This is a genomic window from Pseudomonas sp. GD03903, from assembly GCF_029840045.1.
GTDB classification, from domain to species: Bacteria; Pseudomonadota; Gammaproteobacteria; order Pseudomonadales; family Pseudomonadaceae; genus Pseudomonas; species Pseudomonas pseudonitroreducens.
Genome location: NZ_JAOCBT010000003.1, coordinates 413,365 through 426,662 on the forward strand (window position 1 = coordinate 413,365; position 13,298 = coordinate 426,662).

Annotated in this window: 16 protein-coding genes; 7 read left to right on the forward strand and 9 right to left on the reverse strand. The window is 65.5% G+C overall.

What is annotated here, in order from left to right:
* Window positions 1–8: 8 nt before the first annotated feature.
* Window positions 9–623 carry a hypothetical protein gene (locus tag N5C91_RS06825; RefSeq protein WP_279828659.1) on the forward strand — a complete coding sequence of 205 codons (615 nt, stop codon included), beginning with the start codon at window positions 9–11 and terminating at the stop codon, window positions 621–623.
* Window positions 624–627: 4 nt separating this feature from the next.
* Here N5C91_RS06825 and N5C91_RS06830 read toward each other — a convergent pair whose 3' ends face one another.
* A complete protein-coding gene (locus N5C91_RS06830) occupies window positions 628–1,122 on the reverse strand; it encodes a rod shape-determining protein (RefSeq protein ID WP_236174741.1) in 495 nt (164 codons plus the stop codon).
* Between the two features lie 144 nt (window positions 1,123–1,266).
* Between N5C91_RS06830 and dcd the strand changes: the two genes are divergently transcribed.
* Window positions 1,267–1,833 carry a dCTP deaminase gene (dcd, locus tag N5C91_RS06835; protein ID WP_017521037.1) on the forward strand — a complete coding sequence of 189 codons (567 nt, stop codon included), beginning with the start codon at window positions 1,267–1,269 and terminating at the stop codon, window positions 1,831–1,833.
* A gap of 132 nt (window positions 1,834–1,965) precedes the next feature.
* Here the strand turns inward: dcd and N5C91_RS06840 are convergent, their stop codons facing one another.
* The 4 genes from N5C91_RS06840 to N5C91_RS06855 all read right to left on the reverse strand — a co-directional run bounded on the left by N5C91_RS06840 (window position 1,966) and on the right by N5C91_RS06855 (window position 6,122).
* Window positions 1,966–2,508 (reverse strand): AAA family ATPase, encoded by a 543-nt coding sequence (locus N5C91_RS06840; protein ID WP_279828660.1) that lies wholly within the window; start codon window positions 2,506–2,508, stop codon window positions 1,966–1,968.
* Window positions 2,509–2,703: 195 nt separating this feature from the next.
* A complete protein-coding gene (locus N5C91_RS06845) occupies window positions 2,704–5,244 on the reverse strand; it encodes a penicillin acylase family protein (protein WP_279828661.1) in 2,541 nt (846 codons plus the stop codon).
* Window positions 5,245–5,427: 183 nt separating this feature from the next.
* Window positions 5,428–5,628 carry an SEC-C metal-binding domain-containing protein gene (locus tag N5C91_RS06850; RefSeq protein ID WP_236199608.1) on the reverse strand — a complete coding sequence of 67 codons (201 nt, stop codon included), beginning with the start codon at window positions 5,626–5,628 and terminating at the stop codon, window positions 5,428–5,430.
* An 8-nt stretch (window positions 5,629–5,636) separates the two neighbouring features.
* Window positions 5,637–6,122 carry an LEA type 2 family protein gene (locus N5C91_RS06855; RefSeq protein ID WP_236174738.1) on the reverse strand — a complete coding sequence of 162 codons (486 nt, stop codon included), beginning with the start codon at window positions 6,120–6,122 and terminating at the stop codon, window positions 5,637–5,639.
* Between the two features lie 122 nt (window positions 6,123–6,244).
* Between N5C91_RS06855 and N5C91_RS06860 the strand changes: the two genes are divergently transcribed.
* Window positions 6,245–6,811, forward strand: coding sequence for a hypothetical protein (locus N5C91_RS06860; protein ID WP_236199609.1), 567 nt, complete (start codon window positions 6,245–6,247; stop codon window positions 6,809–6,811).
* Here the strand turns inward: N5C91_RS06860 and N5C91_RS06865 are convergent, their stop codons facing one another.
* From N5C91_RS06865 to N5C91_RS06875, 3 genes are all read right to left on the reverse strand, one after another.
* Window positions 6,812–7,438, reverse strand: a complete 627-nt coding sequence (locus N5C91_RS06865; protein WP_236174736.1) for a trimeric intracellular cation channel family protein — start codon at window positions 7,436–7,438, stop codon at window positions 6,812–6,814.
* Window positions 7,439–7,561: 123 nt separating this feature from the next.
* A complete protein-coding gene (locus N5C91_RS06870) occupies window positions 7,562–8,035 on the reverse strand; it encodes a YchJ family protein (protein ID WP_236199610.1) in 474 nt (157 codons plus the stop codon).
* A 2-nt stretch (window positions 8,036–8,037) separates the two neighbouring features.
* Entirely contained in the window at window positions 8,038–8,526 is a 489-nt protein-coding gene (locus N5C91_RS06875) for a DUF6231 family protein (RefSeq protein WP_279828662.1), read from the reverse strand.
* Window positions 8,527–8,666: 140 nt separating this feature from the next.
* On the opposite strand from N5C91_RS06875, the gene N5C91_RS06880 reads away from it, so the two are divergent.
* The 3 genes from N5C91_RS06880 (at window position 8,667) to N5C91_RS06890 (ending at window position 10,479) form a co-directional block, all read left to right on the forward strand.
* Window positions 8,667–9,299 carry an OmpA family protein gene (locus N5C91_RS06880; RefSeq protein WP_024765226.1) on the forward strand — a complete coding sequence of 211 codons (633 nt, stop codon included), beginning with the start codon at window positions 8,667–8,669 and terminating at the stop codon, window positions 9,297–9,299.
* Window positions 9,300–9,419: 120 nt separating this feature from the next.
* Window positions 9,420–9,722, forward strand: coding sequence for a DUF1145 domain-containing protein (locus N5C91_RS06885; protein ID WP_279828663.1), 303 nt, complete (start codon window positions 9,420–9,422; stop codon window positions 9,720–9,722).
* Window positions 9,715–10,479, forward strand: a complete 765-nt coding sequence (locus N5C91_RS06890; RefSeq protein WP_236174732.1) for a collagen-like protein — start codon at window positions 9,715–9,717, stop codon at window positions 10,477–10,479. Before N5C91_RS06885 ends, N5C91_RS06890 begins: the two co-directional genes overlap by 8 nt.
* A 55-nt stretch (window positions 10,480–10,534) precedes the next feature.
* On the opposite strand, the gene N5C91_RS06895 is transcribed toward N5C91_RS06890, so the two are convergent.
* The gene (locus N5C91_RS06895; protein WP_024765224.1) at window positions 10,535–10,999 is read right to left on the reverse strand and encodes a CopD family protein; all 465 of its coding nucleotides are present in this window, start codon (window positions 10,997–10,999) and stop codon (window positions 10,535–10,537) included.
* Window positions 11,000–11,121: 122 nt separating this feature from the next.
* On the opposite strand from N5C91_RS06895, the gene dinG reads away from it, so the two are divergent.
* Window positions 11,122–13,266 (forward strand): ATP-dependent DNA helicase DinG, encoded by a 2,145-nt coding sequence (dinG, locus tag N5C91_RS06900; RefSeq protein ID WP_279828664.1) that lies wholly within the window; start codon window positions 11,122–11,124, stop codon window positions 13,264–13,266.
* Window positions 13,267–13,298 lie beyond the last annotated feature (32 nt).

Consider the following 13,298-nt stretch of genomic DNA (forward strand, 5'->3'; position numbering starts at 1 on the left):
GGACTGCCATGCGCAAGGATGCGAAACGCGCCGCCGGCTGGCTGCTGGCGGTGTGCCTGGGGCTTGCTGGCTCAGTGGCACGGGGCGCCGACGAGGATTCCGCCAACTGGCAGGCCCAGTGCCTGATCGGCGGCCAGCCGGTGATTCTGGACTTCCGCTCTGCCTCGGGTGACGCCTTCGAAGACGACATGGTCGTGCAGGCGCGCCCCGCCGATGCTTCCTTCGTCACCCTGCCGTTGCCGCCTGCGCTGTACCACGCCATCGGGCCGCTCGGCAGCCCGAAGAGTGCCTGCGACTCAGTGCCGCTGCTGGACATGGGGGGCGGCCTCGGCCTCTTACTGGTGGTGCGCGACAATCGCCCCGGCCTGCCGGTGGTGGATGCGCTCCTGCTGGACCAGGCCACCCTGCAGGTTGTGGATAAACGCCTGGGCGACCCCGGCGCCGTGGCAGGTCTGCTGAAGACCAGCAGCCTGGTACTGCGTCAGTCCGCCGATGGCGTCGACCTGCGTCTGGTGCGCGAGGCCGTGCCTGGCGCCGAGTGCGATTGCGCCGACGGCTACGCCGAGGATTGGCTGCGCTTCTCGGTGGAGCAGCGCAAGCTGCGCACCGACTGGCGACCCTGAGGGGTTACGGAAGCCATTCCGTTCCATCGCCCGCAGGCAACTGACCGCTACGCAGTTCGTCCTGGCTGAGCTCGCGCCCGGTCCAGAGTCGAACCTTGCGTGCTCCGGCCCCGCGGCAGAGCTCATACAGCCCGCGGACCTCCACCTGTGTCAGCCCGCCCTCGAGGAGCTCCTGAGGGTGCAGGATCAACACCGGCGCGGCCTTGAGCAGAGACCTGGGGACGAGTCGGCCGACCAGCAGCTTGAGCGTCATCTCGGCGAAAGAGAAATTCGCCAGCAAGGAGCGGGGATGGTCGAAGCCGTTGACGATCTCGATGCCGTCCTGGCCCTGCAACTGCCGGGCGGCGGCACCGGCCGCAAGGACCTTGGGTTTGCCACCTTCATAGCGCACCGCCAGCAGCGGCGGTTCGGCGAATGCTTCGCCGGACGGGAGCACCACTCCGCTGATCCAGTGGCGGGAAAGCTTCAGGTACAGGGTGGATGAAAAATGATCGAGCATGCCTGGCCTCTTCCATGAGTCAATGTGCTGCAGGTTACGGAAATCCACCCGCTAGCGTCGACCATCCGGCCGCACCCTTTGCTGGAAATTGTGACGCCCGGTAAGATTCGCGTTCTTTTTCAACCGCCGCACAGGACACCCGCCATGAGCATCAAATCGGACAAGTGGATTCGCCGCATGGCTCAGGAGCACGGCATGATCGAGCCGTTCGTCGAGCGCCAGATTCGTGGTGCCGATGACAGCCGGGTGATTTCCTACGGTGTTTCCAGCTATGGCTACGACGTGCGCTGCGCCGCCGAATTCAAGGTGTTCACCAACATCCACTCGGCGGTGGTCGATCCGAAGAACTTCGACGAGAAGAGCTTCGTGGACATCAACAGCGACGTCTGCATCATCCCGCCGAACTCTTTCGCCCTGGCTCGCACCGTCGAGTACTTCCGCATCCCGCGTGACGTGCTGACCATCTGCCTGGGCAAGAGCACCTATGCGCGCTGCGGCATCATCGTCAACGTGACCCCGCTGGAACCGGAGTGGGAAGGCCACGTGACCCTGGAGTTCTCCAACACCACCAACCTGCCGGCGAAGATCTACGCCCACGAAGGCGTGGCGCAGATGCTGTTCCTGCAGTCGGACGAAGCCTGCGAAGTGTCCTACCGCGACCGTGGCGGCAAGTACCAGGGCCAGACTGGCGTCACCCTGCCCAAGGCCTGATTCGCGCTCCGCTTCATGAAGAACCGGGCCAAGGCCCGGTTTTTTCTTGGAACGAAGAGCCTGTAGGAGCGCGCCTGCTCGCGAACGGTCTGGCGCGGCCCTGGGGCGGGAGGTTCGCGAGCAAGCTCGCTCCTACAAAAGGCAGCGCATCAAGACGAATTCCGCGCGTTCCTCCAGACCGCCCAGCGGCAGCTCCAGCAGCCGATACCCCAATTCCTCATACACCTTGGTCATCATCGCCGCCGTTCGCTGCGCTTCGGCGAAGTCCTGCCTGCGTTCGGCGTCGTTGCGGTAGATGGCTTCCCACGCGGGCGCCAGGAACACGGTCCGCGCGTAGCGCAGTTTCCGCGCGGCGATTTGCAGTTCTTCCGGAACCGCCAGGCCGCAGAGCCTCGCATACCCCAGCACATCCGGCAGGCCGCGATCGAACAGCCACAGGCCACCGCTATCGAGCGCCTGCTCACGAGTCGTCAGCGCGTGCTCGAACATTTCCCGGCAGAAGGCCTCCCGGTTTGCCCACGGCAGCGCGTCGCCGCCACTGGCCAGTTGCTCGCGGATGATGGCGCGGCCGCCTTCCTCGACGATGTTCAGGCCGTGATGGCGGTGCAGGTGATCGAGCAGTGTGCTCTTGCCGGCGCCGGGACCGCCGGTGATGACGATGAGGGATTCGGACATGGCGATGACTCCTGGGAAAGGATGCAGGGGAGTGCCAGCCGGGGAAGGTCTTGCAGGAAAGAAATGCAGCGGAGGAGAGGCGGGAAAAAAGAAAGGCACCCAAGGGGTGCCTGAATATGATCATGGAGTAAGTCGACAATTCTGATTCCGGGGCGGGAAGCAAGTTCCCGGCTCCCGGAAATATTTTTCAGATCATCACTTCTCCGGCACCAGGGTCAGGCGCTTCACGCCGTAGACCTTCTCCAGGTTCTGCGACTGGAAGGGGAAGCTCATGTAGTTGCCCTTCAGCCAGGCGTCGATACCGTCGGCGTAGTGCGGGCTGGCCGGATTGCCGGACTGGCCGCTGCTGTTGAGGCCGATCATCGGTTCGCTCTGGCCGAAATCGACGACGATGCGCATGGCCGGGATCAGCCAGGTGTTGAAGTCCTGGCCCCAGTGGTAGGCCGAGACGTTCAGCGTGCTGTGGTCGCCGCCAGCCGGGTAGGGGCCACGATCCAGGTAGCCCTTGATCGCGCCGAGGCTGGCGCGCTCGCCGGCACTGAGGTTGGGCGCCATCTTGGTGCTATCGCTGACCCACTCGTAGGTGTGCAGCTTGCCCCATTGCCAGGCGCGGCGGTCGCTGCCCAGCTTCTGTTCGCAGAAGGCGGTGGCGGCAGCCAGGCTGCGGGCGAGGATGGTCGGTTTGTCTTCCTTCTGCGGGGTGCGGGTGTCATCCCAGAACGGGCTGTCGTCACGGCCCAGCAGATGGTCGGCCTGGGCCGAGTAGGAGAGGTTGGCGGTCTCGACGAAGGCCTTCCAGGACGGGCTGTCTTCCGGGCCCAGCTCGTCGAGGAAGATCTGTTTGCTGCTCTCCTGCAGGAAGGCCTCGTACAGCGCCGCATCAGCGGAAGTGGCCGAGAGCTTGCCGTCGAACGCCATGATCCGGTCCAGCGCTTCGCGCGCGCGGGCGCGCTGGTCGGCGGGCAGGGCGTCGATGGCCTTCTTCAGCGGCTGTGCCATGCCGGGTGCGTCGAACATCGACTGCAGCTTGCCGGCGAAGGGCGTGGTCTGGTCGTACTGCATGGCGATCATGCTGCGGTAGTCGTGGCTCTTGCTGCCGCCGGCGAGCTGGGCGATGCGCTCGTAACGCTCCGGGTAATACCAGGAGCTGGACAGCTGCGCGCCGTAGCCGGGCTGCACGCTGCGGTGGTTGGCGGTGCCCAGCCAGCCCTGCTGCGGGTCCTGGTCGGACGGGTGGAGGATCGGATCGGCGAAGCCGTCCCAGTCGTAGCGTCCATCCCAGCCGGGAGAGGGCAGCAGGCCGCGGCCTTCCTTGCGGTTGGGGAAGCGTCCGGTGACCTGCCAGCCGATATGCTTCTCGTCGGCGAACACGATGTTCAGCGCCATCGCGCGTACGTCACGGGTGGCGTCGAATGCCTGCTCGACGTTCTTCGCCCGGGACAGGTCGAAGAAGGCGTCGAGGGTGCGGTCGGTTTCGCCCTGGATGCTCTGGTAGGCGATGCCGTAGCCGCTGGACAGCGGCAGCGGCTGCAGGTCGTGTTTGCGCTCGCCCAGCGCGCTGTTGAGCAGCGGACCGTGGCGGGTTTCGTAGATGACCTCGCGGACCGGACTCTGGCCCTTGATGAAGAAGGTCTCGTTGCGTTCGATAGCCGGCTTCCACTGGCCATCGGCGAGGTAGTAGAGCTTGCTGCCCTGGCGCTTCACCTGTTCGAGGAAGAGGTCCTGGTTGTCGCCCATGACCATGGTCATGCCCCAGGCCAGCTTGCCGTTGAAACCGGCGACCACACCCGGTACGCCGGCGATGGAGACGCCCGCGGCGTTGTACTTGGGCGAGCGGATCTGCACGTAGTTCCATACCGAGGGCATGGACAGTGGCAGATGGGTGTCGTTGGCCAGGATGCTCTTGCCGCTGCGGGTGCGCTGCGGGGCAATCGCCCAGTTGTTGGAGGCGGCGACGCCCATCATCTGCAGCGCAGCGATCTGGCCGGCGGCCTCGTCCAGTTGTTCCAGGCCAGCGATCTTGCCGTCCAGGCGCAGGCCTTTGAGCTTCTCCGCCTCCTCGAAGGGCAGTGCTTCATCCGGATAGATCGGCGTCAGCCAGGGCAGCTTGTCGGCACCGACTTTTTGCGCGAGCACCAGGGAGGCGATCTCCTCCTGCAGGTTCACCGCCAGGCCAAAGTTGAGCAGGCTGAAGACCAGTGCGGAATCTTCCGGCTTCCAGTACTCGGGACGATAGCCGGACTCGGCCAGGTCCATCGGCAGCTTGTCGCGGTAGCGGTACAGGTAGGCGTTGACGCCGCGCGCGTAGGTCTCGAAGAAACGCTTGAGGCGTGGCGAGGCGCCGGCATACAGCGCATCGGCGGCCTTCTTCAGGTTCACCGTGCGCATGAAGCGGTCGGTCTCCAGGGCGCCGGGGCCGACCATTTCCGACAGGCGCCCCTGGGCCATCAGGCGCAGGCCGACCATCTGGCTGATGCGGTCGCTGGCGTGCACGTAGCCCAGGGTGAACAGCGCGTCGTGGAAGGTGCTGGTCTCGATCAGCGGCATCCCCAGGCTATTGCGGCGGATCGATACGTTGTCCGCCAGGCCCTTGATCGGCTGCACGCCGTAGGTTGGCGGCAGGCTGCCCGCGTAGCGGTCGTTGAGCCAGCCCTGGCAACCGGTGAGGCTGACGGCGGCAGTGACGGTGGCGGCAAGGCCGAAGCTGGGAAGCCGGCGGAAGGCTCGCGGGGCCATGGAGATGTGCTCCTGCACAAAGAGGTCGCTTGGAATAGGTCGCTTGAAACGCGCTACGTTAGTGAGCCGCCGGGGCCTGCGCAAGCCGCGCGGGCCGGGAATTGCAGCAGCCGACGAATAGTTGGGCCAGACAGCAGAAGGCCCGCGCTCGGCGGGCCCTCGGGGTAGTGCTCGAAGCCTGGATCAGGCGCCGTGGCACTTCTTGTACTTGCTGCCGCTGCCGCAGGGGCAAGGATCGTTGCGGCCCACGTCCTTGAGCGGATTGCGCGCCGGCTCGTGGCTGTGGTTGCAGTGCGGGCCGTGCACGTGACCGTGGTCATGGTGGTGCTCATGATCGTGGTCGTGGTTGCAGTTCGGACCGTGTACGTGGGGTTCCTGGCTCATGGTGACGCTCACTCGGGGATGAAATCGCCGGGAATTATCTCGCCATTGCGGGCGATGTGCACGCTCTGTCCGAACAGCAGGCCGGTCTTCACTTCGCCATCGAGGCGGTAGCGGATCGGCTTGTCCGGGTCTTCCAGCAGCTTGACGATGTATTTCATGTGCCGCCACAGGTTGGTGGTCACCGGCACTTCGAAGGTTTCATGGCCGTTGGCCGGCACTGTGAACCAGTTATTCGACTCGCCTTCGGCGAGATCGATATCGTTCAGCTTGACCTTGTAGGCCAGGCCGCGAACCGGAAGACTGAAATCGTTCGGGTTGTCGATGCGGAAATGCAGGACGAATTCCTGCTCCAGCAAACGAGCTTTCACGACGTCGACTTTCTGCAGTTTCACGTCGGGTTGCTCGAAATCACCTGCCATCCAGCCGCAGCCCGAAACGAGGCTGAACAGCCAGAACAGGCTGAAAATTCTTATCATTTGCGCCTGATAATTCATGTCTACCCCTCAAGACGCCCCAGTGTACCAAGCACCTGCTCGGCCGCAAGTTGTTGTTACGTTAAAAGAAGCTGCACCATACTGGCCGAATGTAACCGGCGGGTTAACACAGGAGAGTGATGATGAGCCGTTATGAGATAGCCTTCTCGGGGCAGGTGGTGCCGGGCGCGCAGCTGGATACCGTCAAGGCCAACCTGGCCAGGCTGTTCCAGGCCGACGCCCAGCGTATCGCGCTGCTGTTCTCCGGGCGGCGCATGGTGATCAAGAACAACCTCGATGCCGAGGCGGCGGAGAAATACCGCAGTGTCATCGAGCGTGCCGGTGCGATTGTCGAAGTGGTCGACATGGACGCACAGATCGAGGAGATCGAACTGGCGCCGCCGCCCCCCGCGGAACCAGTGCCCGCTCCGCCTCATCCTGCTGCCGCGGTTCCGCCGGGTGCGCCACAAGGTCGCCTGAAGGTCGCACCGCGTGACGAATACATGGCGGCTTTCGCTGATGTCGAGGCGCCGGACTTCGGCCTTGCCCCGGTGGGTGCCGACCTGCAGGACGAGAAACCCGAGGCCCAGGCGCCGCGCGTGGATCTCAGCCAGTTCAGCGTCGCCCCGGTGGGCAGCGACATGGGCCAGGCCAAGACCGAGCCGGCCGGGCCTGCGCCGGACACCAGCCACCTCAAGTTGCAGGACTGATCAATCGCCCTGGTGCGGATCGTCCTGGTAGACGAACTTGGGCATTTCCCAGCGGAAGCGGATCGCCAGCATGCGGAACAGGAAGCCGGCGAACAGGGTGATCAGCATGGCCTGCTCCTTGGGCAGGTCGATCTGCAGGCAGATCAGGTAGCACCAGGCGCTGGCGAAGGACACGCTGGCGTACAGCTCGCGGCGGAAGATCAGCGGCACGTCGTTGCAGAAGATGTCCCGCAGGATGCCGCCGAATACCCCGGTAATCACCCCGCTCACGGCGGCGATCAGCAGGCTGTGGCCCATCTCCAGGCTGACCTGGCAGCCGATCAGGGTGAAAGCCACCAGGCCCACGGCGTCCAGCGCGAGGAACATCGAGCGCAGGTGGCGCATCAGCGGTGCGATGAACACGGTGACCAGTGCGGCGCCAGCGGTGAGCGCCAGGTACTCCGGGTGGCGCACCCAGGTCAGCGGGTAGTGGCCCAGCAGCATGTCACGCACCGAACCGCCGCCCAGGGCGGTGACGCAGGCGACCAGCACCACGCCGAACAGGTCCATGCTGCGCCGGCCGGCGGACAGTGCGCCGGTCATGGCTTCGGCGGTGATGGCGATGATGTAGAGAACGGTCAGCAGCATGGCGAGGTCCGGCAGGGGTAGCCGGTGCGGCGAATCACTGCCGTCCCGGAAAAAAGCGCGGATTCTAGCCCAGACACCGAATGCCCCCAAGGGGGGCGAGTTGGCGCCTCACTCGATCCTGTCCTACTCAATCCAGGGACCGCAGCATTTCTTCAGCTTGCCGCCGGCGCCGCAGGGGCAGGGATCGTTGCGCCCCAGCTTCATCGGCACGGTAGGGTCGAGGAAGTACCAGCGGCCGTCGCGCTGGACGAATCCCGAGCACTCGTGGTGGCTGTGCTCGCCGCCGGCGTCATGCCAGCGTGCGATGAAGGCCACCCGCGCGTGCTCCGGCTGGCCGCCGAGCACTTCGTGGCTCTCCACCTCCAGGCCCAGCCAGGTGCTGCCCAGGCTCCAGGTGCGGATGGCGTCCAGGTCCAGGCCCGGTTGCTGGGCCGGCAGCGTGGTATCGCGCAGGTAATCCACCAGGCCAAGCGCATAGGCGCTGTAGCGCGAACGCATCAGCGCCTCGGCAGTTGGCGCGGCCAGGCCCGCGTGGAAGCGCCCGCAGCAGTCGGGCAGCGGGCGGCCGCTGCAGCAGGGACAGGTCGGTTCGGTCATGGTCACCACCAGTACTTGCCGAAGTTTTCCGGGTTGGCCCAGAACTTCGCGTTGAGCCAGTCCGGGACCTGTTTGTATTCGTGCAGATCGTAGGTGAACAGGGTGATCACCTGGGCGTCGCGCTGGAAGCGCTCGCTGGCCTGCATGGCCAGGGCGTAGAAGTCCGCGTCCTGCGCCTGGGCGGCGTCGAGGTCGACCAGTACGGCGACGCGGCTGCTGTTGAGATTGCGGATACCGCCCACCAGTTGCTGCGCTTCGCGGCGCGGCAGGTGTTCCAAGCAGTCGGCCAGCAACGCCAGGTCGTAGCGCTGGCCGGCCAGTTCCGTCGGCAGAGCGCCAGCGTCGGCATGGAACAGCTCGCAGTCCGGATGCGCCGCGAGGAAGGCATCCACTGCCGGGATCTGGCTGGCACCCACCAGCAGCAAGCGCTGCGGTTGATAGCGATCGAGCAGGGCGGCGAGGGCTTGTTGCGGCGTGCGTGTCGAAATCATGGGGCTCGTCGAAAGCGAAAAATAATGAACGAAGACTAGCGTGTGACACCCATATGGCCTAGTGCTGGCGCATTCTGTCAGTCACGTCTTTACTCGGTAATTGTCGGTCGAGACCCGATCATTAGAGGAGACATAACTTTATGAGCATCACAAGGACCGCTTTACCCCTGCTGCTGGTAAGCACGTTGCTCACCGGTTGCGCAGGGTTGCAGAAGTCCGATTGGCCGACTTGCGCCGTGGTTGGCGGTGTCGGTGGCGCAGGTCTGGGTTCCATTGAAAGCAGCGCATGGGCTGGCTGGGGCGCCCTGATCGGTGGTGTGCTGGGTGCGTCCTACTGCTGGGTACATGGTGCCGCAGAACAAGTGGCCGAGGTCCCGCCGCCTGCACCGGCTCCTGAGCCTGCTCCGGCTCCGCTGCCCAAGGAAGAGACCATCGTGGTGCGTGACCTGCACTTCGCCTTCGACTCGTCGAAGATCGATGCGCAGGACAAGGACAAGCTCGATACCATCGCTACCCGCCTGAAAGGTGAGGCCGCGAGCACCGAGCTGAACATCGGTGGTCATACCGACAGCATCGGTACCGACGCCTACAACCAGAAACTGTCCGAGCGCCGCGCCAACGCCGTGTCCAACTACCTGGTCGATGCCGGCGTACCTGCCAGCAGCATCAAATCTGTCGTCGGTTATGGCGAAAGCCAGCCGGTCGCGGACAACAAGACCAAGGAAGGCCGCGCCGAGAACCGTCGCGTGGAAATCAAGATCACCCGCCAGTAAGTCTGGGGTGATGCCTGCAGAGGGGGCCTTCGTGGCCCCCTTTGTCATTCCCGGTTGCCACTGGCATAGGCCGGGGCAGAGGCGTATGTTCCCCCGCAAAGAAAAAACCGGGGGCATTTCATGAAAGCGTTGTTGGGGCTGGGCAAGCTGATTGCCCTGTTGTTCTGGCTGGCGGTGCTGGCCAACCTGATCCAACCCTTCGCACATCCCTTCGCCCTGCTGCTCAATGCGGCTGGCGCGCTGATCCTGCTGATCCACATCCTTGAAGTCCTGGCGCTGCGCAAGCGTCTGCAGGAGCGCCCGCATCCGGGCATGGACCGCCTGCAGATACTGCTGTTCGGCGTCTTTCATTTCGCGACCCTGCCGCTGCCGGCAGTGGAGCAACCGGCATCCGCAAAAGTAGAAGGAGATACCCATGCGTAAGTCGCTGCTGGGCCTGGCGCTGTTCGCTCCGCTGGCCTGTTCGGCTGCCGGCACCGTCTCGGTGGAAGCCAATACCGTGCTGCGCCTGCCGGTGAAGGGCGACAGCCTGAGCCTGGACCGCGTCAGCGTAGGGCCCGAAGGCGCGCTGCTGATCCCGTCGCGGGTCAAGGAGCTGAAGATCGGCGAGCTGGACCTGGCGAAGAATGCCCGCCTCGGTGTGTTTCCCGGCAGCGACGCGCTGCAGATCGAGGTGCTGCACGGCAACCTTGCCGACGGCAGCGTGATCGCCGCGCAGGGCAGTTCCGGCAGCTTCGAGAAGCCCGCCAGCGGCGGTCGCAACCTGGTGTTGCGGCTGCAGGACGTGGCGGTGGAAAACCTGCTGATCGACGTCCGCGGCGGTGTTGGTGCGCCGGGCTATGACGGCCTGGATGGCGGCAGTGCGCAGACTTCCGGTTGCCTGTGGGGCAGCGGCAGGTCCGCTGGCGACGGCCAGAACGGTGCCGATGGCCAGACCGGGGCGTCCGGCGGCGTGGTGCGCCTGGAAGTCCCTGAGCAGTTCGCTGTCGAGAAGGTCAGGGTGCGCCTGGAAGGCGGCGCTGGCGGAGCGGGCGGCAAGCCCGGCAAGGCCGGACCGCGCAGCGCCGAGAAAGGCTGCTGGTTCTATTCGGTGGCGGGCGAGAAGCCCGGCGCGGAAGGCCAGGGCGGTGCGGAAGGGGCGAAGGGCAGCGAAGGCCGCCTGGACGTGAAGCGCTTCTGAAACCCAGGCTCGTTGCAACTGAGGGCCCGCCCGGTAAGTCAGGCGGGCCTTTTGTTTACCAGTGCGGGCGTGCTGCGACGAAGGCCACCAGCGCCATGCCGATCAGCAGGTTCAGACCCACGGTCTTGCGGATCTTGCCCAGCGCGGCGCCACCGGCCGGCCAGTCCTCGGCGCCCACCGCGCGGCGCAGTTCCGGCAGCTGCAGCGCCTGGATGCGCAGGAACAGTGCCAGCATCGCCACGTACAACCCCATCATCACCTGCACGTAGCGCGGTGCACCGGCCATGCCGTTGAAGCTCAGGTGCAGCATGCCCACGCCGGTCACCGGCAGCAGGATCACCGCCGCCCACACCCAGCGGAAGAAGCGCGGGAATACCTCCAGCCACAGCTTCAGCCGGGCCGGCGCCTCCAGCGCAGCGACCGCGGCCGGGCGCAGCACCATCCAGGCGAAGAACATGCCGCCGACCCAGACCAGGGCGGCCAGGAGGTGCAGGGCATAGACGAAGGCAAAGGGTGTCATTCGGACGATCTCCGCTGGCGGTTGTGGTCGAGCGCGCTATCATAGCCGCCGATTCGAACCACTGAAAATTTATCCAGCATCCGGATGTGTCCACCAGGGCACCGCCGGAGCCCGGGAAGTCCATGCTCAGCACCGAACTCAAGGCCACGATCCAGGGCGCCTACTCGCGCTTTCTCGAGGCCAAGGAACTCAAGCCGCGCTACGGCCAGCGCCTGATGATCGCCGAAGTCGCCAAGGTCCTGGGGACCATCGCCAGCGACGAGGAAGGCCATCGCCTGGGCGACGCCGCCGTGGTCGCCGTGGAGGCCGGCACCGGCACCGGCAAGACCGTCGCCTATAGCCTGGCCGCCATCGCCTGCGCCAAGGCTGCCGGCAAGCGTCTGGTGGTCGCTACCGCCACCGTCGCCCTGCAGGAGCAGATCGTCCACAAGGACCTGCCCGACCTGCTGCGCAACTCCGGCCTGTCGTTCAGCTTCGCCCTGGCCAAGGGGCGGGGGCGCTACCTGTGCCTGTCCAAGCTCGACCACCTGTTGCAGGAAGGCCAGGCGCAGAGCGCCACCGCCCAGTTGTTCGAGGAGGAAGGTTTCCGCATCGACGTCGACGAAACCTCCACCAAGCTGTTCAACCAGATGATCGAGCGCCTGGCCGGCAATCGCTGGGACGGCGACCGCGACTCCTGGTCCGAGGCCATCGAGGACGCGCACTGGTCGCAGGTCACCACCGACCACAGCCAGTGCACCAACCGCCATTGCCCGAACTTCCAGCAGTGCGCCTTCTACAAGGCGCGCGAAGGCATGACCAAGGTCGATGTGATCGTCACCAACCATGACCTGGTGTTGGCTGACCTGGCGCTGGGCGGCGGGGCGATCCTGCCCGACCCGCGCGAAACCATTTACGTGTTCGACGAAGGCCATCACCTGCCGGACAAGGCCATCGGCCACTTCGCCCACTTCACCCGCCTGCGTGCCACGGCCGACTGGCTGGCCCAGGTCGACAAGAACCTCACCAAGCTGCTGGCGCAGAACCCGCTGCCGGGTGACCTCGGCCGCCTGATCGAGCAGGTGCCGGAACTGGCCCGCGAGTTGCGCACGCACCAGCAGTTCATGTTCACCGCCTGCGAGGAGATCGGTGACTTCCGCGCCGGCGAGGACATGGAAGGCCGCGAGCGGCCACGCCATCGCTTCGAAGGCGGAGTGATCCCCGAGCACATCCGCGAGATGGGCATCGAGCTGAAGAAGGGCTTCGCCAAGCTCACCGACCTGTTCACCCGCCTGACCGAACTGCTCAAGGAAGCCATGGACGGGGAGGGCAGCGTCGGCATCGCCAGCCACCAGGCCGAAGAGTGGTACCCGCTGTTCGGCAGCCTGCTGTCCCGCGCCCAGGGCAACTGGGAACTGTGGACCGCCTTCACCAGTGAAGACCCGGAAGACAGCCCGCCCATGGCGCGCTGGCTGACCCTCGCCGAGAGCGGCACCTTCTACGACATCGAGGCCAACGCCAGCCCGATCCTCGCCGCCGAGACCCTGCGCCGCAACCTGTGGAACGTCGCTTATGGCGTGCTGGTGACCTCCGCCACCCTCACCGCCCTGGGCACCTTCGACCGCTACCGCATGCGCGCCGGCCTGCCGCGCGCGGCGGTCACCGCCGTGGTGCCGAGCCCGTTCCACCATGCCGATGCCGGCGTGCTGCGCGTACCGGACCTCAAGGCCGATCCGCGCGATGCTGCCGCGCATACCGCCGCGATCATTCGCGAGTTGCCGGAGATAGTCGAAGGTTCGCGTGGTTCGCTGATCCTGTTCTCCTCGCGCAAGCAGATGCAGGAAGTCTTCGACGGCCTGGATCGCGACTGGCGCAAGCGTGTGCTGATCCAGGGCAACCTGTCCAAGCAGGAAACCCTGAACAAGCACCGCTCCCGCGTGGACGATGGCGAGCCGAGCGTGCTGTTCGGCCTGGCCAGCTTCTCCGAAGGTGTGGACCTGCCCGGCGCCTATTGCGAGCACGTGGTGATCGCCAAGATTCCCTTCGCCGTGCCGGATGACCCGGTGGAAGCGGCGCTGTCGGAGTGGATCGAGGCGCGCGGCGGCAATCCCTTCATGGAGATCGCCGTGCCCGATGCCTCGCTGCGCCTGGTGCAGGCCTGTGGTCGCCTGCTGCGGACCGAGCAGGACCGCGGCATCATTACGCTGCTGGACCGTCGCGTGGTGACGCAGCGCTACGGCAAGGCCATTCTTAACGCATTGCCGCCGTTCCGCCGCGAAATTGCTTGAGTGTGCGGGAGCGAGTTCCCGCGCTGGCTGTC